The organism is Achromobacter sp., assembly GCF_049647645.1.
Lineage (GTDB): Bacteria > Pseudomonadota > Gammaproteobacteria > Burkholderiales > Burkholderiaceae_B > Achromobacter.
Genome location: NZ_JBARYB010000004.1, coordinates 1 through 21867 on the forward strand (window position 1 = coordinate 1; position 21867 = coordinate 21867).

A 21867-nucleotide genomic window follows, 5' to 3' on the forward strand; every position below is an offset into this window, starting at 1 on the left:
CAGCTGGACGCCGCCGCGGCGGCCCCTGGCCCAGGCGCCGGAGCCTGGCCTGCCCCTGGCGCATGCCCCCATACCGGTGGTTCCGGCAGCGCCGCCGGCGCGTCAAGACGGCGCGCAGGCAGCCCTGCGCCATATCGCGGCCCTGGCCGATCAGGGCCGGGTGCAGGACGCCATGGCGCAGTGCCGGGCGCATATCGACAGCCACGGCGCCAGCGCCGAGGCGCTGTATCTGCAAGGCCTGCTGCAGGACGCGGCGGGCGACGCGCGGCAGGCGCAAGCCGCCTACCGCAAGGCGCTCTACCTGGATCCGACCCATCGCGAAGCCCTGCTGCACCTGGCTGCGCTGGTGGCGTCGGACGGCGATCACGAAGCGGCCCGCCGCCTGCAGGCGCGCGCCGCGCGTGGGGAGGTGCGCCGTGGGTGAGATGATAGGCGCGCTGTCCGACGTGGACGATTGCTGGAACCGTATCGGCATCCGCGGCGACAAGAGTTGCGGGCAGTTGGCGGACCACGTGCACTGCCGCAACTGTCCGGTGTACGCGGCGGCGGCCAAGCGCATCCTCGACCGCCTGCCGCCGCAGATGGAAGACGTGGATGACGGCGCGGCCGCGGGGGAGAGCGCCAATCTATCTACGCTGCTGGTGTTCCGCGTGCACCGCGAATGGCTCGGACTGCCGACGCGGGCATTGGATGAAGTGGCCGGCACCCGCCGCATCCTGAGCCTGCCGCACCGCCGCGATCCGGCGATGCTGGGCGTGGCCAACGTGCGCGGCTCTTTGACGGTGTGCGTGTCGCTGGCGCGCCTGCTGGGCCTGGAGGCGCCGGTGGAGGACCCGCGCGAGCGGCCGGCCACGGCGCGCATGCTGTTGCTGGGCGGCGCGGGGCGGGCAGTGGTGGCGCCGGTGGACGAGGTCGAGGGCATCCATGCCGTGGACCTGGACCAGCTGGAACCCTTGCCGGCGACCCTGGAGGGCGCCAGCCTCAAATATTCGCGCGGCATGGCCCGCTGCGGCGGCCGTGCGGTCGGGGTATTGGACGAGAACTTGCTGATGCAAGCTTTGGAACGGAGCCTGGCGTGAATCCGGAACAGATGCGCGACGCTTCGCTCCTGGAATTGTTCCAGCTCGAGACCCGCACCCAGGTGCAGGTGCTGAACAACGGCCTGTTGGCGCTGGAGCACGACCCGACGTCGGCGCCGCAGCTGGAAGCCTGCATGCGCGCGGCGCATTCGCTCAAGGGCGCCGCCCGCATCGTCGACCTGCATCCAGCGGTGCGCATCGCGCATGCCATGGAGGATTGCCTGGTCGAGGCGCGGGAAGGGCGGCTGCGCTTGCAGGCCGCCGATATCGACGCCCTGCTGATGGGCGCGGATCTGTTGCAGCGCGTGGCCACGCCGGGCGCGGAGCTGGGCAACGAGATCGACGAACTGGTGGCGCGGTTGAGCAATGCGCCCCATGCGCCGCTAGCGCCGCCTGCCGCGGCGCCAGCCTCCAAGCCTGCGGATTTCCTGCCGCCGATCCCGGCCACGGAAGAGTCAGCGGCCGCCGCGCCGGCGCGGCGCAGTTCGGACCTGGGGCTGGGCGAGGGCGAGCGCGTGCTGCGCGTGACGGCCGACACGCTCAACAAATTGCTGGGCCTGTCCAGCGAGACGCTGGTGGAGTCGCACTGGATCGGACCTTTCGGCGCCTCCATGCTGCGTCTGAAACGCATGCAGGCGGGCGCGGTCCAGGCGTTGGACGGCGTGCGCGCGGCGTTGGCCGGGCAGGCGCTGGAGGCGCAGGCGCAAGCGGCGCTGGACGATGCCTTGCGCATCGTCCAGCAATGCCAGCAGGAGCTGTCGCAGCGCACCAGCGAAGTCGACGAATTCGGTTGGCGCATGGGCCACCTGGCCCAGCGCCTGTACGACACCGCGCTGGCCTGCCGCATGCGGCCTTTCGGCGACGGGGTGGGCGGCATGGCTCGCATGGTCCGCGACGTGGGCCGCGCGCTCGGCAAGCAGGTGCGCCTGGAACTCGAAGGCGAGTCCACCCAGGTCGACCGCGACATCCTGGAAAAGCTGGATGCGCCGCTGATGCATCTGCTGCGCAACGCGGTCGACCACGGCATCGAAATGCCGCAGGACCGGCTGGCGGCGGGCAAGCCGGCCGAAGGCCGGATCCGGCTGTCGGCGCGCCACGCCGCCGGCATGCTGCTGATCGAGTTGAGCGACGACGGCGCCGGCATATCGCTGGACCGGCTGCGCGTGGAAGTGGTGCAGCGCAAGCTGGCCAGCGCGGAAACCGCGGCCCGGCTGACGGAGGCCGAGCTGCTGGAGTTCCTGTTCCTGTCCGGCTTCAGCACGCGCGGCGAGGTCACCGAGATCTCCGGGCGAGGCGTGGGGCTGGACGTGGTGCAGACCATGGTGCGCCAGCTGCGCGGCGCGGTGCGCATCCAGCAGCAGACCGGGCAGGGCACCCGCTTCATGCTGGAGATGCCCTTGTCGCTGTCGGTGGTGCGCAGCCTGCTGGTCGAGGTGCAGGACGAGATCTACGCCTTCCCGCTGGCCTACGTCAACCACGCGCTGCAAGTGCGCGCCGAGGACATCGAGCAGCTCGAAGGGCATCAGCATTTCCGCTTCATGGACCGCCAGATCGGGCTGGTTTCCGCGCGCCAGATCCTGCGTTCCGGCGGCGCCGCGCCGGCTGCGGAGACGGTATGCGTGGTGCTGGTGGGCGATCACGACCGGCTCTACGGCATTGCCGTGGACCGCTACGTGGGAGAGCGCACGCTGGTGGTGCAGCCGCTGGATCCGCGCCTGGGCAAGGTGCAGGACGTGATGGCGGGCGCCCTGATGGACGACGGTACGCCGCTGTTGATCCTGGACGTGGAAGACATGCTGGTGTCGGTGCAGAAGCTCGTCGAAGGCGGGCAACTGACGCGGGTGGACGGCGCGGGCGCGGCCGAACAGGCGCGGCGGCGCAAGCGCGTGCTGGTGGTGGACGATTCGCTCACGGTGCGCGAGCTGGAACGCAAGCTGCTCCTGAACCGGGGCTTCGACGTGGCCGTGGCCGTGGACGGCATGGACGGCTGGAACATGTTGCGCAGCGAGGCGTTCGACCTGGTGGTGACCGACGTGGACATGCCGCGCATGGACGGCATCGAGCTGGTGTCGCGCATCAAGGCCGATCCCAAGCTGCAGGCCCTGCCGGTGATGGTGGTGTCGTACAAGGACAGGGAAGAAGACAGGAGGCGCGGGCTGGACGCCGGCGCCGATTATTATCTGGCCAAGGGCAGCTTCCATGACGATGCGCTGCTCGATGCCGTGGAAGATCTGATCGGAAAGGCGCGCACGTGAGAGTCGGAATCGTCAACGATATGCCGATGGCGGTGGAAGTGCTGCGGCGCGCGATCGCGCTGGAGCCGGGGCTGGACCTCGCCTGGGTCGCGACCAACGGCCAGGAGGCCGTGGACCTGTGCGCCCGCGACCGGCCGGACGTGGTGCTGATGGACCTGATCATGCCCGTCATGGACGGCGTCGAGGCCACGCGCCGCATCATGGCCGAAACGCCCTGCGCGATCGTGGTGGTCACCGCCGACGTGGCGCGCCACACCTCGCGCGTGTTCGACGCCATGGGCCATGGCGCGCTGGACGCCGCGGATACGCCTGTGATCGGCGGCGGCGACATGCGCACGGCGGCGGCGCCGCTGCTGCGCAAGATCCGCAACGTAGGTTGGCTGATAGGCCGCTACGGCAAGCGGCCTGCGCTTACGCCGTTGGCCCGGCCGATGCAGCAGGCGGACGCCAAGCGCCTGCTGGTCATCGGCGCGTCGGCCGGCGGCCCGCCGGCCCTGGCGCAGTTGCTCAAGGGGATTCCGCCGGGGTTCCCCGCCGGCATCGTGCTGGTGCAGCACGTGGACGCCTCGTTCGCCGCGGGCATGGCGGACTGGCTCAACGAACAGGCGCCGCTGCCGGTAAGGCTGGTGCGCGAGGGCGAATGGCCTGAACCCGGCCAGATACTGCTGGCCGGCACCGGTGACCATCTGCACATGCTGGCGGACGGCACGCTGCGCTACACCGAAACCCCCAAGGAAAGCCTCTACCGGCCTTCCATCGATGTTTTTTTCCATAGCGTGGCGCAGCACTGGCGCGGCACGGCCGTTGGCGTGCTGCTGACTGGCATGGGCCAGGACGGCGCGCGCGGGCTGAAGGCGCTGCGCGAGCGCGGCTACCTGACGATTGCGCAGGACCAGGCCAGCAGCGCCGTCTACGGCATGCCCAAGGCCGCGGCGGCCATGCAGGCCGCCGTGGAAATCAGCCCATTGGACCAAATCGCTCCCCGCGTGATCCAGGCCTTTGCCTGAGCGGACGGACCTCGAAAGAATTCAAGGACTCACTATGCAACCTCCCATTGACAGCTCGGCTTCGGCGAACCTGAATTCGCATGCGGCCATGGTGTTGCTCGTCGACGACCAGGTGATGGTCGGCGAGGCCATCAGGCGCGCATTGGCGACGGAGGGCAATATCGACTTCCACTATTGCTCGGATCCCGAAAAGGCGCTGACCGTGGCGATCCAGACCCGGCCCACCGTCATCCTGCAGGATCTGGTGTTGCCGGGCGTGGACGGGCTGAGCCTGGTGCAGGAGTACCGCAGCCATCCCGTGACGCGCGACATTCCCATCATCGTGCTGTCCACCAAGGAAGATCCGGCGATCAAAAGCGCGGCCTTTGCCGCCGGCGCCAACGACTACCTGGTGAAGCTGCCCGACTCCATCGAGCTGGTGGCGCGCATCCGCTACCACTCGCGTTCCTACCTGGCGCTGGTGCAGCGCGACGAGGCCTACCAGGCCTTGCGCCAGAGCCAGCAGCAGTTGCTGGAAAGCAATATGGAACTGCGCCGGCTGACCAATTCCGACGGCCTGACCGGCCTGGGCAACCGCCGCTACTTCGACGAATACCTCAATGCCGAATGGCAGCGCGCGCGCCGCGACGGCCGCGAAATCAGCATGCTCATGATCGACGTGGACCACTTCAAGGCCTACAACGACACCTACGGCCACATTGCGGGCGACGAAGCGCTCAAGCGCGTGGCCAACACCATCTTCGCCAGCTGCGACCGGTCCACCGATCTGGCGGCGCGTTTCGGCGGCGAAGAGTTCGCGCTGGTATTGCCCGGCACGCCCGCCGGCAGCGCGCGGCTGGCCGCCGAGAAGCTGCGGCGCGCCGTGGAAGCCTTGCAGATTCCGCAGAAGGACTCCGGCGACGGGCCCTGGCTGACGGTCAGCATCGGCACGGCCACGGCCATCCCCCAGGGCGACCAGCCCTGCACCGACTTGATCCTGGTGGCCGACCGCGGCCTCTATCAAGCCAAGCGGCAGGGCCGCAATCGCGTCGTTCCCGGCGTGATGTAGCGTTCGAAGGGCCGGGGCGCCTTGCGGGGCGTCCTTAAAGGTGCAGTCTGGTCGAGGACTTCACCTCGTGCATCGACAGCGTGCTCAGCAGCTCCTTGACCCCCGGCAGAGTGCGCAGGCGGCTGCGCACGAACTCCGAATAGGCGTCGAAGTCGCGCGCCACGATGTGCAGCAGATAGTCATGCTGGCCGGTGGTGTTGTGGCAGGCCAGAACCTCGGGCATGGCGAGCACGCTGGCCTCGAAGGCCTGGCAGGTCTTCTCCGTGTGGTTCTCCAGCGAGATGCTGACGAAGGCCACGACCCCGATACCCAGCGCGCGGCGATCCAGCACGGCCTGGTAGCCGCGGATCGCGCCGGACGATTCCAGGCGCTTCAGGCGTTTCCAGCAGGGCGAGGCCGACAGCGAGACGCGCTCGGCCAGTTCGGCGTTGCTGAGCCGGCCATCTTCTTGAAGGATTTTCATGATTTTCCAATCGATCGCGTCAAGTTGATGTAACAGGGCAGTGTCTTTCATTTAATCCTGTCTATAGGAAATATTGTTTCCCATTATCCATGCATGACGATGCAAATGGAAAGAATCTTGCCTGCGCCTGCCGCCATACTTCCATGCATCCCGAGGCGGGGGGCGCTATCGTCTTCGCATGCTAGACGCGCCTGTCCGGCAGCCCGTCCGGGCGCCCGGAAACCAGACAGAGAGGCACACCATGAGTTACTCCAGCTACCACAAGAAGGACATCTTCGGCCGCCCCTTGCATGCCGAAACCCAGATGATGTCCTACGGCTTCGACCCCTTTCTGTCGGAGGGCGCGGTCAAGCCGCCGGTGTTCCTGACGTCCACCTTCGCTTTCCGCTCGGCCGAGGACGGCGCGGCGTTCTTCGACCTGGTCTCGGGCCGCAAGCCCTTGCCGCAGGGCGAGTCGGCGGGGCTGGTGTACAGCCGCTTCAACCATCCCAACCTGGAAATCGTCGAAGACCGCCTGGCGCTGCTGGACGGTTCGGAAGACGCGGCGGTGACCTCCAGCGGCATGTCGGCGATCAGCGCGGTGTTCCTGGCGTTTCTGCGCCCGGGCGACCAGCTGGTGCAGTCGGTGCCGCTGTACGGCGGCACCGAAACCTTGATTTCCAAGATCTTTCCGGAATGGGGCATAGGCTCGCACGCCATCGGGGACGGCCTGTCGGCCCAAGGCATGCGCGCGGCGCTGGAGGCCGCGGCGGCCCAGGGGCCGGTGCGTCTTTTCTTTGTCGAAACGCCCGCCAATCCGACCAATGCGCTGGTCGATTTCGAGGCTATGAAGAACGAGCTGGACGCCTTCGAAACGCGGCACGGCTACCGTCCCGTGTCGGTGTGCGACAACACGCTGCTGGGTCCGATCTTCCAGAAGCCGGCCGAGCATGGCGTGGATATGTGCGTGTATTCGCTGACCAAATACGTGGGCGGCCATAGCGACCTGGTCGCGGGCGCCGTTACCGGCAGCAAGGCGCTGGTCAAGAAGGTGCGCGCCATCCGTAGCGCGTTCGGCTCGCAGCTGGATCCGCATTCCTGCTGGATGATCACGCGCTCGATGGAGACGGTGGTGCTGCGCATGAAGCAGGCCGCGCGCACGGCGACCAAGGTGGCTCAATGGCTGTCGGGCAATCCGCATGAAAAGGTGCGGATCTTCCATCCCGAAATGATCGCCGACCAGGCCTACCAGGAAGTCTATAAGCGCCAGTGCACCGGACCGGGCTCGACCTTCGCCTTCGTGCTGGATGGCGGGCGCGCCAAGGCGTTCCGCTTCATCAACGCCTTGCACCTGTTCAAGTCGGCCGTCAGCTTGGGCGGCACCGAATCGCTGATCTGCCATCCGGCTTCCACCACGCATTCGGGCGTGCCTGCGGCCGAACGCGATGCAGCCGGCGTGTCCGAAGGGCTGGTCCGCGTCTCCATCGGGCTGGAGCACGAGGAAGACCTGATCGCCGACATGGACCACGCCTTCCGCACCTGCTGATCCCTGCCGCAGGCCGGCGGCGCGGGCCGGCCCTCAAGCCGCCATGCGCCTGCGGTTCCATAGCACGAACCCGGCCGTGACCAGCAGCATCGCCGCCGCGGTGGCGATGACCGCGGCGTAGCCGGTGTCGAAGGCGGTCTTGGCCAGGCGGGTCAGCGCCATGCCCAGGTCCGACGACAGCCCGTCCGCCACGATCAGCGCCTGGTCCAGGCTGTCGCGCGCCATGTCGGACTCTGGCAGGCCTGCCGGCACCGCGAGCGTATGCGCATACACGCCGGACAGGATGGATCCCATCAGGGTGACGCCCAGGGCGCCGCCCAGCTCATACGAGACCTCTTCGATCGAGGCCGCCATGCCGGCGCGCTCGGGGGTGGCGCTTTGCATGATGGTGCTGGATGCCGCCGTCATGGTGGCGCCTATGCCCGCGCCCAGCACGCACAGGCTGGCCATCTGCGGCAGCAGCGCCGCGTCGTAGCTCAACAGGTAGCCGGTCATGCCCAGGCCCGAGACCAGCAGCGAGACGAACAGCATGGTGGAGCTGTTGACGCGGCCCAGCATCCAACCCGCCAGCGGACCGGCGATGAAAGCGGCCGCCGACAGCGGCAGGATGAAGAGCGCGGCTTCCAGTGGCGACATGCCCATGACCAGCTGCAGCCGCTGGCTGAACACCAGCTCCATGCCCAGCAGCGCCGCGGCGGCGAACAGCGCGGCCGCCACGGCCGAACTGAAGCTGAGGTTGCGGAAAATGGCGAAGTCGATCAGCGGATAGGGCCGGGCGCGCTGGCGCCGCACGAATACGGCAAGCATGGCCGCGCCCGCCGCGCAGGCCAGGCCGGCGTGCAACCAGGAAGGATCGGTCTTGCCCAATTCCTTCAGCGCGTAGGCGCACAGGATCAGGCCGGCCATCACTTGCAGCGAGCCCAACAGGTCCCAGGGGCGCGAAGCCTCTGGGCGGCTGGCGGGGATCAGACGCCAGGCCAGCGGCAGCGCCAGCAGCACGATGGGCACGTTGATGAGGAACACCGAACCCCACCAGAAATGCTCCAGCAGCACGCCGCCCACCACCGGACCGACCGCGGCGCCGCCGGAGGCCACCGAGGCCCACACGCCGATGGCGATGGCGCGCTCGCGTTCATCGGCGAAGGTCAGGCGCAGGATGGACAGGGTGGCCGGCATCATCATGGCCGCGCCCACGGCCAGCAGCGCGCGCGCCGCGATCAGCGTGGCGGCGCCGGGCGAATAGGCCGCCGCCAGCGAGGCGATGCCGAACACGACCAGCCCCGCCATGAACAGGCGCTTGTGGCCCAGGCGGTCGCCCAGCGTACCCATGCCCAGCAGCAGGCCGGACACGACCAGCGCATAGATGTTCACGATCCACAGTTTTTCCGACGCGTTGACGTGCAATTCGTGCGTCAGCCGGGGCAGGGCGGTGTACAGGACGGTCATGTCCACCACGATCAACAACAAGGCGCTGGATACGATGGCCAGCACCAGCCAGCGGCCGGGCGCGGCCGTGGCGACAGCGTTCGGTTCAGTCCGCTGCATGGTTCTACTCCTGAAACTGAAACGCCTGCCGCACCGTGTAAGCGGGCGGGGCCGGGATTGGCCGGGTTTCAGAGCCCGCCATTATCCATCTTGTAATTTGCAGAAAAAAGTTAGAAATCATCTATAAAATAGATGGGTAAAGGAGGGATCGAAACCGTGCAATGGACCCTGGAACAACTCCGCCATTTCGTCGCCGCGGCAGAATCCGGATCGTTTTCGGCGGCCGCGCGGGGCCTGGGCCGGGCGCAATCGGCGGTCAGCACCTCGGTGGGCCTGCTGGAAGCGGACCTGGGCGTGGAACTGTTCGACCGCTCGCGCCGCAACGCCACCCTGAGCTCTGCCGGCGAGGTCATGCTGCAGGAGGCGCGGGAACTGCTGCGGCAGGCCGGCGCGCTGGAGCAGCGCGCCTTATCCTTTTCCGCCGGGCGCGAGGCGCGGCTGTCCATCGCGCTGGATGAGGGCTTGCCTTATCTAGTGGCGGACCAGCTACTCAAGGAATTGGCCGAACGTTATCCGGCGTTGGAGCTGACCCTTCTCAACGGTACCGCGACGGAGGTGGAGGACTACGTGGAGCGGGGCCGTGCCAGCCTGGCCTTCCATTTCGACCGCGGCGACCCCGGCAGCGCCTTCGCGCACCGCCATCTGGGCAATGTGGCGCAAGGCATCTTCGTGGTCCGGGGCCATCCGCTGGCCGCGCTGCCCGAGGTCGGGCGCAACGACCTGGCGCGGCACCGCCAGTTGCTGATGCAGATGGACGGCGTCGATCAGGTGATGCTGAGCCCGGCGGTCTGGCGGGCCGACAGCAGCTACAACATCGCCGCCATGGCGGCCAATGGCGTGGGCTGGGCCATCCTGCCGCTGAACATCGGCGAATATCAGGGGTTCAGCAACGAGCTCGTCCGCGTGCGCTGCGCGGACCTGTTCCTGCCCATGCTGTCCGTGCGCACGCTGTGGCTGCAGGGCGGCAGCCTGAGTGAAATGGAACTATGGCTGCAGCAGCGCATGGGCCAGTTGCTGCGGACGGGGGCGCAGGCATAGCGCCAGCGTTCTGTCCCGTGGATGCGTCCGCATGACAGGACGCCAGGCGCAGGCCTCCGAAGCTTCAGCTGAGCAGCGCGCGGACCAGGTCGCCGTCGGTCCGGCCGCCGTTCTTGAAGTTCAGCGCCGTCTGCACATGTTCCAGATGCGCGTCCATCAGCGCGCAGGCGCGCTCCGCGTCGCCGGCGCGGGCGGCCTCGATGAAGGCGTGATGCTCTTGCGACGAGCAACTGGCGTCGTGCGAACTCTGGTACAGCACGGTGATGACGGCGCTGCGCGCGGACAGCTCGCGCAGCATCCCCGTCAGCACGGAATTGCCCACGGTTTCGGCCAGCAGGATATGGAAGTAGCCCAGCAGCCGGTTGCGCTCCTGCACGTCGCCGCCTGTTAGCGCCCGGCGTTCCTCGGCCAGGTGCGCGTCGATGCGGCGATAGTCAGCGGCCGTGGCCCGCGCCACGAACTCGCGCGCCAGGGCCGCTTCCAGGATGCGCCGCACCGCATAGACCTCGCGCGCCTCGTTCGCATCCGGCTTGCTGACGAACGCGCCCTTGTCCGGCACGATGTTGATCAGCTTGTCCTTGGACAGCATCAGCAGCGCGGCGCGGATCTTGGTCCTGCTGACCTGATACACCCCCGCCAGCGCTTCCTCGCGCAGCCGCGTGCCCGGCGGCAGCTTGTGCGCGACGATGGCCGCCGAGATTTCCTTGGCGATATCGTCGGCGCTGGGGTCGGGGCGGGCTTCCTGGGACATGGTGGGGTAAGGGGGAGAGGCCAAGCTTGGGCCGGTCAGTCTAGCAAAAGGGCAGGCCCGACGGGGGACGACGGCCTGCCCATATGGCCTGGACGACGGTGCCGCCTAGCGCTGCGCCGCCAGCGCGCCCATCGCCTGGCGCATGAACGACAGGGTGGCGTCGTCGGTCCAGGTGCCGGCGGTGAGCTCGGGCTCGCTCATCAGCGCATGGCGGAACTTGGCCTGGGTGGCGGGGTCGTTGCCGGCGTAGCTGCGGAACAGGTCCAGCCAGCGCCGGGCGAGCTCGATTGCCGTGGCGGAGTCCGGCGCCGCGCCCGCGTCGAGCGCGTCGCGCACGTCGGCCATCAGCTCGGGCCATTCGCCGATGCGGTCGCCATAGTGCTGCCGCATGTGGCGGGCCTCGTCCGGCGCAAGATACTTTTCATAGATCCGCAGCTTGCTTTCCGAGAAGGCGCGCAGCACGTAGTCGCGCATGGCCGGCGAGATGCCGATGTGCGCCTGCATCGCCGGCTCCCGCTCGTGCATCCGGTTCAGCTTGACCAGCAGGCGCGGGTCGCGGTTGGTGTCGCGCAGCAGCTGGGTCATCCAGCGCAAGGCCAGTGCGCGCGGCTGCGCATCCTCGGGCGGGACGCCGCCGTCCATCTGCGCCTGCACTTCCTTGATCAGCGCGAGCCAGCCGGGGTCGGCATTCTGGTTGCTGCGGTACATGGGCAGACGGGCCAGTTCATCGGGGGAGAAGTACTTGTCGTACATGGTCATGAGTTCCAGAGTGGTTAGCCAATCGGCCAGTTCCGGTTCCCTGCCTTGCGCCAACTGGCCCTGCAGCTGGGCGAGACGCTCGCGCAGCCGGGAGGCTTGTTGGATCTGGCGATCGAGCATCGCGATCTGCTTGGCGATGATCTCGTCCATGGGAGTGCCGGGCTGGTCCAGGTAGGCGCCGATCTCGGCCAGCGGCAATCCGAAGCGGCGCAGCGCCTGGATTTGATGCAGCCGGGCGATGTCGTCGCGGCCATACAGCCGATAGCCGTTGTCGGCGCGCGCCGAAGGCGTGAGCAAGCCGATCGCGTGATAGTGGTGCAGCGTGCGGACCGTCAGTCCGCTCCGCCTGGCCAGTTCTCCTACTTTCAGTTGCACGACATGCCTCCTGTTGATGGCGCGTAACGGACTCTGGGACATGACGTTACGTGAGGGTCAAGCCTGTTGCCGAACCTTCGCGGCCCCGGCCAGCAGCGCGACCGCGGCGATCGCCAAGGGGATGAACGACACCCACAACACGGTCGCCCAATCGTAGGCCGCCAACAGGCCGCCCGATGCGAAGGAACCGACCGCCATGGTGCCGAAGACGATGAAGTCGTTCAGCGATTGCACCTTGGTTTTTTCCTCTGGCCGATGGCATTCCAGCACCAGCGCCGACGCGCCCACGAAACCGAAGTTCCAGCCCAGGCCCAGCAGGATCAAGGTCACCCAGAAATGGGCCACGTCGATGCCGGTGAGTCCGATGGCCGCCGACAGGCCCGTAAGCACCAGGCCCGCCGTGACGATGCGTCCGGCGCCGAAGCGCGTGATGAGCCGGCCAGTGAAGAAGCTGGGGCCGTACATGGCGATGACGTGCCATTGCAGGCCCAGGTTGGCGCTTTCCTGCGTATGGCCGCAGATGTGCATGGCCAGAGGCGCGGCCGTCATCAGGAAGTTCATCAGCATGTAGGTGACCGCGCCGCAGATCACCGCCGTGATGAAGCGCGGCTGGCGCGCGATCAGCGCGAGAGGGCGTCCGCCCGCGACTTCTGCCGCGCTCGGCATGGGCAGGCGTACGCCCCAGAGGACCAGGGCCGAGAGCGCCGCAACGGCGCCCTGCATCAGGAAGGTCGCCGCGAACATGTGGACCGGCCACAGGTACATTGTGTGCGTGACGAGCTGCGGGCCGACCACGCCGGCGACCACGCCGCCTCCCATTACGAAGGACAGGGCGCGGGCGCGCCGCGCCGGGGTCACGCCGTCGGCCGCGGCGAAGCGGAACGACAGCACCACCGCGGCGTAGGCGCCGCCAAAGAAGGTGCCCAGGCAGAACAGCCAGAACGAACCGAGCACGATGGCCGCGGCGGCTAGCAGGCCCACCAGCACGCCGCAGGCCGTGCCGGTAAGAAAAGCCGCCCGGCGGCCGTAACGCCGGGCGATGGCGCCCATGGGTAGGATGCAGGCGGCCATGCCGACCACGAAGATGGATATGGGCAGGGTCGCCAGCGCCTTGTCCGGCGCCAGCATGTCGCCGACGATCGCGCCGGTGGCGTAGACCACCACGGCGTTGGCGCCGGCCAGCGCCTGGGCGATCGTCAGCCGGGCGATGTTGCCGCGCTGCGCCTGTGGCGTGAGTTCAGCGCTGGGCGCGGCCGATGGCGCCGGTATTGATGCGGACAAGAAGGTCTCCTCGATGATTGCGGTTTTAGTTGGTATGGGTACTCGGGTGCTGCGTCTGGTGTGCTGCGCGCGCGGCGTCCATGGTCAGGACCACGCGGAACTTCGCATCGCCGGACTTCAGGCGCAGCAAGGCGTCGGGCGCGCGTTCCAGGGCTAGAGTCTCGACCATGGGCAGCGCCTCTGCAAGCACGCTGAAATTCAGCGCTTTTTCAGTTTCCCAGGGCGTGCCGGTCATGGACCCGGCAATGACGCGTTCGCCGCCCACCAGAAATCCAGGCGCGACCTCGAGCGGGGCGCGGCCCACGCCCAGCAGCATCATCCGGCCTTGCGGCGCCAGTCCGCGCATGGCCTCGGAGATCGCTTGCGTATCGGTGACGGTGGCGATCAGCGCCTGCGCGCCGCCCATGGCATGGAGCCGTTGCGCGGCGTCTTCTTCGTGGGTGTCGATGTAGACATGCGCGCCCAGGCGCAAGGCGTCAGCGGCTATGTCGCGGCCTCGCCCGATGGCGACGACCTTCAAGCCCATGCGGCGCGCGTATTGCAGCGCCATGTGGCCCAGCCCGCCGATGCCAAGCACGGCGACGAGATCGCCGGCCTGCGCGCCGCATTTCCTGAGCGCGTTGAAGGTGGCGATGCCGGCGCAGAGTATCGGGGCGGCGTGCACGGAGTCCAGCTCCTCGGGGATGGAGATCAGCCCGGTCGCCAGGGCCAGCATCATCTCCGCGTAGCCGCCGTCCCAGGTCGCGCCCATCACCGGCTGATTCGAGCATAGATTGAACAGGCCCTTGCGGCATGAGGGGCAGACATTGCAATGGCCGCCCAGGCGGCCCACGCCGACGCGCTGGCCGACGGTCCAATTGACGTCGGCGCCGGGACCGAGCGCGGCGATGCGCCCGACGACTTCATGTCCGGGGACCCGGGGGCGCTGCGAGGAGGGATTGTCGATGTCGGCGGCGTCGGCGCCGCAGACGCCGCAAGCCTCGACGCGCAGCAGCACTTCCCCGGGCCCGGGTTGAGGCGCAGGCCGTTGCACCAGTTCAAGCTGGCCGGGCGCGGGACTCTGCATTGCGCGATAAGTGACGGCGGGAGTCTTCATCAGGCGGAGTCTCCGGGGAGAATGGAGGGGGATGCGCTTGCGGATCGGTGCCGCAACCATCGGACGCCGTTGGCGGCAGCATCAACCGCGCCGGCCAGATAGCCGGGGAACGCGGCGGACCATTCGCTGGCGATGCCGGCCAGACGGTCCTGCCATGGGCCGGCGTCCGCCGTCATGCCGGGCGCTGCCGCGTGCGCGCTGTGGTCGGTGCAATCGGCTGGCGTGGCGGTATGGGGATCCTGCGCCCAGTCCTTGAAATATTCCTGGACCGGGGTCAACGCTTGTGGCCCGAACAGCCGCGCGAGCTGTGCGCGGCAATGGGCCATCAGCACGTCCTGGCCCGCCGAGCGCCGCGCCGCGGCGGCCACGCCCACGAATCCGAACAGCGCCGGTCCTTGATCCGTGCTGGCATCGTGGACCTCGGCGAGCGGTCCCCGGGCGCTGCGCGCTGCGCCGGACAGGCCTTGCTCGCGCCAGAATGCCGAGCCGTAGACGGCCAGGTACTTGGCGTGCGGCGCCATCCAGGTCGGCGTGTCGCGCCATTGCGCCGCCCATGTGGCCGGCAGTGGCGGATCGAAGGCGATACGGGCTTGCGCCAGGCGCGGCGGGACGGCCAGCAGCACGCGCGAGGCGCGAATGACACGGGTCTGTCCGTCGCGATCCTGCACATGCACGTCGATGGCGTGGCCGGTCGCATGCAGCCGGGTCACGGTCTGGCCCAGCTTGGTGCGCGCCGGATCCAGACGTGCGCGCAGGGCTTCTGTCAGCCCGCTCATTCCTGCCGCCAGCCGCATGGAGGCGGGGTAGTTTGGGTAGCCTGGCATGCGCACGGGCGTTCCCGCACGTTCGACCATCATCGAACCCGCCTCATGCTGCGGGACGATGAGCAGGCCGAGTTCGCGGACGATGGCGCCCAGCTCGGGCTGGATCGCGGGCCAGAACCAGGTGGGGCCCAGATCGTGGGAGCCGGCGCCCAGTATGCGGCCGCCCGGCCTGTCGCGTCCTTCGAGCAGCAGGTAGTTGCCGGCGCCATGCCGTTCCAGCAGAAAGGCAGCGTACAGGCCGCTCAGACCCGCGCCGACGATGACGGTGTCCGCTTGCGTCGTCATGGCAGGCTCCGGCCATTCGGATTCGGCAGATGGCCGGTCTTCAGATAGACGGTTGCGCCCGCGGCGCCAGCCGAGAGCGCGGCCTGGGCGCCGGGGGCAAGGCGCAGCCAGCTGCCTTGCGGGTACGAACGGCGCGCATCGGCAATCGACCCGGCCAGCACCAGCGCTTCCGCACCGGTGGGCGCAGCCTGGAGCAGCGGCGCGTTGGCGGGCAGGCGCAGCAGGCGGACCTGCTCGTCGGACGACGCAAAGAGCGGGCAAACCGCGCTGTCTTTCTCGCGCCTCCAGACGGCGGGATCGCGCGTGTCGACGCGCACGGCGCGTTGCTCATCAGGCGGCATCTGCTGCAACTTTACGAAGAGGGTGGCTCCATTCCTGCTGGACGGCTCATGGCCGGAGCCGGGCGGGTTGCGCAGATACCAGCCTTGCGGAAAGTCGCCGCTCGCATCGGAGAAGATGCCCGACAGCACCAGTATCTCTTCGCCGCCGGGATGCCCGTGCCACGGAAAACGGCTGCCCGGCGCGTAACGCACGATGCTGGTGGCGCGCGCCTGCTCGCCACCGATGCGGTCCAGCAGCACGCGTTCGACGCCGCGCTGCGGCGAGGGCACCCAGGGTTGCTGGTCAGGCGTCACGATGGCGTTGCGCGAGAAATCGGCATTGATAAGCATGATATTGGTAGAAAAGCTGTATCTGAACCGGCGTGCGTGTTTGTTGGCCCCGTGTCTCTGTCGACATTGGGGCGGGCACCGGTAGGCCATATTCTTGGCCCGTCCGGATTCGCCGGCAAACCAGATAAACTACTTCTCACCAAAAGAAAATCTTTACCGGTACCCGGTCAATCGCACACCTCGGCGCGTTGCGCGACTACTTCGCGGGCCGGGTGAACCGCTGCACCATGAAATCCACGAAGGTGGTGAGCTTGGGCAGGGCCTTGCGGTCCTTGGGATACAGCAGGGTGATGGGCCTGGCGACGGGCCAGGCGGACTGCAGGATCGGGACCAGCCTGCCCGCGCGCACGTCCTCGGCCAGCAGCAGTTCCGGCTGCAGCACGATGCCGAATCCGGCCAGCGCCGCCTGCCGCAGCGCCTGGCCGTTGTTCGACACGAAGCGGCCGGCCGGGTAGGCGGCGCCGGCGCCTTCGTCCGCGTTCAGGCGCCAGCCGGTACGCCGGTTCCAGTAGGAAAAATCCAGGCATTGATGGCGCGCCAGGTCGCCGGCGGCCTCGGGCGTACCATGGCGTTCCAGATAGGCCGGCGCCGCGCAGATGATCATCTGATAGCGGCCGATCTTGCGCGCGACCAGGCCGGAATCGGCGGGTTCGCCGATGCGCACCGCCAGGTCGTAGCGCGAGGCCACCACGTCCTCGACGGCATCGCTCAGCGCCAGGTCGACGCTGACGTCGGGATACTCGGACAGATAATCGGCGATGGCGGGGGCCAGCGCGAACGAGCCGAAAGTCACGGTGGAAGTGATGCGCAGATGGCCGCGCGGCGCCGAGCGCATGGCCTCCGCACCCTGTTCGGCGTCGCGTATGTCCGACAGGATCACCTTGCAGCGCGCGAAATAGGCCTGGCCGGCTTCCGTCAGGCTTTGGCGGCGGGTGGTGCGGTTCATCAGCCTCAGGCCCAGGCGTGCTTCCAGACCCTTGATGTGCTTGGCTGCCATGGCGGGCGACATCTCGTGGCGGGCCGCCGCCGCCGTCAGGCTGCCCAGTTCCACGACCGCCACGAAGACTTCCATGCTGAGCAAGCGGTCCATGAATTGCGCACCCTGAGTGTGTAGTGATCCCACCATTTTAGGATTTTTCCCTGGCCGTCCCTTCATCAGAATGCGTGCAGGCGCTGGCGGTTTTGCCGGTGCATCCACCACACACATGAATTGGAGTCCCCATGAAAATCATCCTGATCGGCGCCACCGGCACCATCGGCCGCGCGGTCGCGCAAGAGCTGGGCCAGCGCCATGACATCATCGCCGTGGGCAAGTCGCGCGGCGAACATCAAGTCGACGTGACGCGCAGCGACAGCATCCGCGCCCTGTTCGAACGCGTGGGCAAGGTGGACGCCATTGTCTCCACCACTGGCAGCCTGCATTTCGGGCCGCTGGCGGAAATGACGGCCGAGCAGTTCAAGATCGGCCTGCACGACAAGCTGCTGGGCCAGGTCGACCTGGCGCTGATCGGCCAGCACTATGTCAACGAAGGCGGGTCCATCACGCTCACCAGCGGCATCCTGACCGATGAGCCCATCCGCTACGGCGCCAACGCGTCTGCGGTGAATTCGGCCATCGACGGCTTCGTGCGCGGCGCCGCCGTGGAATTGCGGGGCGTGCGCATCAATTCGGTCAGCCCCACGGTCCTGACGGAATCGCTGGATGCCTACGGGCCGTACTTCCAGGGCTTTGAGTCCGCGCCCGCCAGCCGAGTTGCGCTGGCCTACAGCCGCAGCGTGGAAGGCGCGCAGACAGGGCGCGTGTTCCGGGTGTGGTGAGACGGCATCCCCCGTCTCAGGGCTTAATCCCGTTGCCAAAAAGGAACAATCCGCAGCGAATGGTGCAAAACAAAGTGATTATTCGAAAGTTTGATGCGAATATTTACATTCATTGCACGCCCGGATCAGGGCGTTTGGCGTAGGTCTTGAAGTCTATCGTCGTTACCCCCGGTTGCCCCGGGGTCTGGTTTGAGCGCGTCCGGGCCTGTCGCCAGGACGTCTTCACGGAGACGAGTCAGATGGCACACCACGCAAGCCCCCCCAAGTCTTCCATTTACCGCTCCATAGGTGTGGCCATGTCGCTGGCCGCACCCGTGGCCTGGGGCGCCAATTACGCGCCGTTCATCGTTCCCTCCGGCACTACGTTCACCTTGAATGGGGGTGACAGCGTGATGGGCGCGGGTTCGAGCACCGCTATTCGGGTCGGCAATGCCACGCTGAACTTCGGTCCGGGCAATATCGCCATCGGCAATGTCGACCTGGGCGTTTTTGCGACGAACGGCGCGGCGACCAACATCAATTTCCAGACCGGCACCAACGTCACGATCACGACGGTGACGACCACGGGCCTGGGATTGCAGTCGACCACCAATTCGCAGGCGCGGTTTTCGCTGGCGCCGAGCGCCACGGTGACGATCCGCGGCTACCAGGGCGTGAACCTGGGCCATACGCCATTCGGGACCCTGAGCCAGCTTGAGATCGGCAATGGCGCGACCCTCAAGATCGAGGCCGCGCCCGCTGGCGGCAATCCATGGCCCAAGGGCGTGATGACCAGCAACAACACGACGATTGTGCTGGACGCGGGCGGCGCGCTGGATGTACAGACCACGGGCGGGACGTATGGGCGCGGGGTCGAACTCGGCTACAGCCTGACTTACCCGGACTCGGTCGAGCGCCGCTTCACCTCGGCGCCGGGTTCGACGCTGCGCGTGCGCACCACGGGACAGACGTCGGACGGTTTCTACATGCTGGGCGTGGGCGAGGCCGTGATGCAAGGCACGACCGATATCCACACCACTGGCAGGGACAGCAGCGGCATGTTCCTGCGCCGCTATGTCAGTCCGACCAACCATCTGGTCGTGGCGCCGCAGGGCGGCTCCACTGCGAACATCCTTACCGAGGGCGCGGACGCCTATGGGGTGATAGGCATAGACGGATCCCGCGCGGAACTGTCTGACCTGCGGACCGAGACCCGCGGCACGGATGCGGTGGGCTTGTATGCCTATACGAGCAGCGGCCAGCCGGCCACAGTTTTGCAGGCGGCGCGCAATACAGTCGTGACCAGTGGGCAGGGCGGTTTCGGCATCCTGTCGCAAGGCGCGGCCAGTAGCGTGGTATTCGACAACGGTTCGGTGCAAACCTCCGGCGCCGAGGCCCATGGCGTGGTGGTGGCCGGCACATCCAGCTTTGCGGCGACGGGCAGCGCCATCGGCGTCAGCGGCGCGCGGTCCATCGGCCTGCTGCTGACCAGCGACACGGGCACTCAGAGCGCGGCAATCAATGGCGGCAGCATCGTCAGCGGGGCAGCAACGGCCATTGGCGTCGACGGAGGTACTGCGAACATCCAGCTCGACGGCACGACCGTCCAGGGCGCGACCAACTGGCTGCAGGTGGCAAGCTCCGGCACCCTGCTCGGCAGCAGGACCCGCACGCTGCACGGCATAGACCCGAGCCTGGCGCCGGATGCGGGCAATCCGGGCGGCATCAATGTCACCGGCGTGCTGGCCGGCGCTCCCGCCACGGCCAATGTGGCGGCGCGCAACGCGACCTTGACCGGCGCCGCGGTCACCGAGGCGGGCAGCACCTCCAATGTGACGCTGACGGATTCGACCTGGACGCTGACCGGCAATTCGACCATCACCAACCTGGTCAACGATCCCAGCCTGATCGACTTCACGCCGCCGCAGGCGGGGGCGTACAAAACGCTGACGGTGCGCAACTACAGCGGCGACGGCACCATCGCGCTGAACACTTACCTGGGCGATGACAGCTCGCCGTCGGACAAGCTGGTCATCAATGGCGGCAGCGCCAGCGGCGCTTCGCAATTGCGCATCAAGAACACGGGCGGGCCAGGAGCCTTGACGACTGCCAGCGGGATCCAGGTGGTCGAGGTCGTCAATGGCGGCGTTTCCGGATCGGGCGCGTTCGCCCTTGCGGGCCGGGCCGTGGCCGGTCCTTACGAGTATCGCCTGTACCAGGGGTCGGCAAGCGCACCTGCCGATCAGAGCTGGTACCTGCGATCCGAGAAGCAGCCGGATCCGCCTCCACCGCCACCGCCACCGCCACCGCCCGAGCCTCCCGTGCCGCCGGAGCCGCCAGTCCCTCCTGTTCCGCCGGCTCCGCCCGCTCCGGAGCCGCTGTACCGGCCAGAAGTCGCCGCCTATCTCGCGAACCAGCGGCTGGTTGGGCAGATGTTCGTGCAGAGCATGCATGACCGGCTGGGCGAACCGCAGTTCATCGAGGGCCAGCAATTCCAATCGGAAGACAGCAAGCGCCGGGCGCTTTGGCTGCGCGCCGTGGGCAAGTGGGAAGGCTCGCATAGCCGCGACGGAAATTTCGACGTCAGCACCGACATGTTCCTGCTGCAAGGCGGCGGCGACGTGGCGCAATGGAAGCTGTTCTCCGAGACCGACCGCCTGCACCTGGGTTTGATGTTGGGCTACGGCAGCGCCGACAGCACGGCCCGGGCCGATGGCAACCCTTACAAGGCCAAGGGTAGGGTGCAAGGCTACAGCGCGGGCGTTTATGGGACCTGGTTCCAGAACGACGAGAGCAAGCTCGGCGCCTATGTGGACACCTGGTTCCAGTACGGCTGGTACAACAACCGGGTGACGGGCGACGATCTGCCGCGCGTCGACTACGATTCCCGCGCATGGGCAGTGTCGGCGGAGACGGGCTACGCCTTCAAGCTGCGCGGCGACTGGATACTGGAACCCCAGGCGCAGATTATCTACGTCAGTTCGGACACGGACAGCCTGACCGAATCCAACGGCACCCGCGTGGGCAGCGCGGACTCCCATGGGACCATCACGCGCCTGGGCGTGCGCACGCACACCACCTTCGACCTGGGCAATGGCCGCAAGGCGCAGCCGTTCGCGACACTGAACTGGTGGCATAGCAGTACCGGCAGCTCCGTGTCGTTCAACCAGTTGCCGGTGGGCGACCTCTATCCGAAAGACCGCTATGAGTTGAAGCTCGGCGTGCACGCCGACTTCACCAAGGGCTGGACCGGCTGGACCAATATCGCCGGATCCTGGGGCGCGCAGGACTACCACCAGTACGCGGCGAGGATAGGCGTGAAATACACCTGGTAAGGCGGGCAGGGCCCTCGTCCGGGAACAGGAGCGGCGCGAATTCCGGACCGTCGGCTGTTTGCCGGGCGCGAGAAAAAGGCCCGCAGCGGTATCCGCTGCGGGCCTTTTCACACGACAGGCCGTTTGACCGGCTTCAGGCGCAGTCCTACCAGAGCACCTTCAAGCCGATAGTGCCCTGCGCGCCGCTCTTGACGCGGCTGTCGCCGCTGTTGGCCCAGAGCTTGCCCACGTCGCCGTAGAGGCTGGTGTTCTTGGTCAATTGCAGCATGGCGCCGACCGCCAGTTCGGTCGAGGTGTAGCCGCCCTTGGCGCGGATGTCGGTGGTGCCGGCGGGAGCGCTGAAGCTGGCCACGTCGGTGGTGTTGCTGGCCTTGTAGAGATTGACGCGCGCAAAGGGCTGCAGCACGGTGCCGCCGATGCTGTAGCTGCCCTTGACGCGGGCGCCCAGGCGCAGGGTCCAATCGTCGTCCGCATCGTTCTTCACCTTGGCCAGGCTCAGCGTGGTGTCGTCCAGGTTGAGCTTGCGGTAGATGATCTGAGCTTGCGGCTCGAGCTGCCAGCTGTTGCCCAGGGCGATGGGCTTGCCCACTTCGAGCGAGGCCAGCAAGCCGTGGCCCTTGGTGGTGGCGCCGGCGCCGGTGTCGGCCGTGCGCAGGCTGCTGCGGTAGTCGGCGCCCTGGATCACGGCGTCGGCGTACAGGCCGGAGTCGTGTTGCCAGGTGCCGTACAGGCC

At 67.6% G+C, this 21867-nt stretch carries 18 protein-coding genes and 1 pseudogene; 9 read left to right on the forward strand and 10 right to left on the reverse strand.

Translation table 11 applies throughout. The features are described 5' to 3' along the window. The 5 genes and pseudogenes from WBB14_RS00230 to WBB14_RS00250 all read left to right on the forward strand — a co-directional run. Positions 1–424, forward strand: a pseudogene (locus WBB14_RS00230) (CheR family methyltransferase); the annotation flags it as partial. Position 425: 1 nt separating this feature from the next. Next, positions 426–1079, forward strand: coding sequence for a chemotaxis protein CheW (locus WBB14_RS00235; protein ID WP_424238063.1), 654 nt, complete (start codon positions 426–428; stop codon positions 1077–1079). Further along, positions 1076–3334: a hybrid sensor histidine kinase/response regulator gene (locus WBB14_RS00240; protein WP_424238048.1), complete on the forward strand. Its 2259-nt coding sequence runs from the start codon at positions 1076–1078 to the stop codon at positions 3332–3334. Before WBB14_RS00235 ends, WBB14_RS00240 begins: the two co-directional genes overlap by 4 nt. Then, positions 3331–4341, forward strand: coding sequence for a chemotaxis response regulator protein-glutamate methylesterase (locus WBB14_RS00245; protein ID WP_424238049.1), 1011 nt, complete (start codon positions 3331–3333; stop codon positions 4339–4341). Before WBB14_RS00240 ends, WBB14_RS00245 begins: the two co-directional genes overlap by 4 nt. A 34-nt stretch (positions 4342–4375) precedes the next feature. Continuing rightward, positions 4376–5389 (forward strand): diguanylate cyclase, encoded by a 1014-nt coding sequence (locus WBB14_RS00250; RefSeq protein WP_424238050.1) that lies wholly within the window; start codon positions 4376–4378, stop codon positions 5387–5389. A gap of 34 nt (positions 5390–5423) precedes the next feature. Here the strand turns inward: WBB14_RS00250 and WBB14_RS00255 are convergent, their stop codons facing one another. Next, positions 5424–5903: an Lrp/AsnC family transcriptional regulator gene (locus WBB14_RS00255; RefSeq protein WP_080551142.1), complete on the reverse strand. Its 480-nt coding sequence runs from the start codon at positions 5901–5903 to the stop codon at positions 5424–5426. Between the two features lie 190 nt (positions 5904–6093). On the opposite strand from WBB14_RS00255, the gene WBB14_RS00260 reads away from it, so the two are divergent. Further along, complete coding sequence (locus tag WBB14_RS00260) at positions 6094–7377, forward strand: cystathionine gamma-synthase family protein (RefSeq protein ID WP_424238051.1); 1284 nt, start codon at positions 6094–6096, stop codon at positions 7375–7377. Positions 7378–7410: 33 nt separating this feature from the next. On the opposite strand, the gene WBB14_RS00265 is transcribed toward WBB14_RS00260, so the two are convergent. Beyond that, positions 7411–8922 (reverse strand): MFS transporter, encoded by a 1512-nt coding sequence (locus tag WBB14_RS00265; protein ID WP_424238052.1) that lies wholly within the window; start codon positions 8920–8922, stop codon positions 7411–7413. 156 nt (positions 8923–9078) lie between these two features. Here WBB14_RS00265 and WBB14_RS00270 point away from each other — a divergent pair, with 156 nt between their 5' ends. Then, positions 9079–9960, forward strand: a complete 882-nt coding sequence (locus tag WBB14_RS00270; protein WP_424238053.1) for a LysR family transcriptional regulator — start codon at positions 9079–9081, stop codon at positions 9958–9960. A 64-nt stretch (positions 9961–10024) separates the two neighbouring features. Here WBB14_RS00270 and WBB14_RS00275 read toward each other — a convergent pair whose 3' ends face one another. The 7 genes from WBB14_RS00275 to WBB14_RS00305 all read right to left on the reverse strand — a co-directional run bounded on the left by WBB14_RS00275 (position 10025) and on the right by WBB14_RS00305 (position 17092). Then, positions 10025–10711: a GntR family transcriptional regulator gene (locus tag WBB14_RS00275; RefSeq protein WP_424238064.1), complete on the reverse strand. Its 687-nt coding sequence runs from the start codon at positions 10709–10711 to the stop codon at positions 10025–10027. A gap of 105 nt (positions 10712–10816) precedes the next feature. Continuing rightward, entirely contained in the window at positions 10817–11845 is a 1029-nt protein-coding gene (locus WBB14_RS00280) for a MerR family transcriptional regulator (RefSeq protein ID WP_424238054.1), read from the reverse strand. A 57-nt stretch (positions 11846–11902) separates the two neighbouring features. Continuing rightward, positions 11903–13126, reverse strand: coding sequence for an MFS transporter (locus tag WBB14_RS00285; protein ID WP_424238055.1), 1224 nt, complete (start codon positions 13124–13126; stop codon positions 11903–11905). Positions 13127–13151: 25 nt separating this feature from the next. Next, the gene (locus WBB14_RS00290; RefSeq protein WP_424238056.1) at positions 13152–14222 is read right to left on the reverse strand and encodes an alcohol dehydrogenase catalytic domain-containing protein; all 1071 of its coding nucleotides are present in this window, start codon (positions 14220–14222) and stop codon (positions 13152–13154) included. After that, complete coding sequence (locus tag WBB14_RS00295; RefSeq protein WP_424238057.1) at positions 14222–15331, reverse strand: flavin monoamine oxidase family protein; 1110 nt, start codon at positions 15329–15331, stop codon at positions 14222–14224. The genes WBB14_RS00290 and WBB14_RS00295 overlap by 1 nt, the downstream gene beginning before the upstream one ends. Beyond that, positions 15328–16002, reverse strand: a complete 675-nt coding sequence (locus WBB14_RS00300) for a cupin domain-containing protein (protein WP_424238058.1) — start codon at positions 16000–16002, stop codon at positions 15328–15330. The genes WBB14_RS00295 and WBB14_RS00300 overlap by 4 nt, the downstream gene beginning before the upstream one ends. A gap of 196 nt (positions 16003–16198) precedes the next feature. Beyond that, complete coding sequence (locus tag WBB14_RS00305) at positions 16199–17092, reverse strand: LysR family transcriptional regulator (protein WP_424238059.1); 894 nt, start codon at positions 17090–17092, stop codon at positions 16199–16201. A gap of 131 nt (positions 17093–17223) precedes the next feature. Between WBB14_RS00305 and WBB14_RS00310 the strand changes: the two genes are divergently transcribed. Both WBB14_RS00310 and WBB14_RS00315 read left to right on the forward strand, forming a co-directional pair. After that, positions 17224–17820, forward strand: a complete 597-nt coding sequence (locus WBB14_RS00310) for a short chain dehydrogenase (protein ID WP_424238060.1) — start codon at positions 17224–17226, stop codon at positions 17818–17820. Between the two features lie 239 nt (positions 17821–18059). Then, complete coding sequence (locus WBB14_RS00315) at positions 18060–21134, forward strand: autotransporter outer membrane beta-barrel domain-containing protein (RefSeq protein ID WP_424238061.1); 3075 nt, start codon at positions 18060–18062, stop codon at positions 21132–21134. Positions 21135–21279: 145 nt separating this feature from the next. On the opposite strand, the gene WBB14_RS00320 is transcribed toward WBB14_RS00315, so the two are convergent. Further along, positions 21280–21867 (reverse strand): autotransporter domain-containing protein (locus tag WBB14_RS00320; RefSeq protein WP_424238062.1); only part of this gene is annotated, 588 nt, incomplete at its 5' end.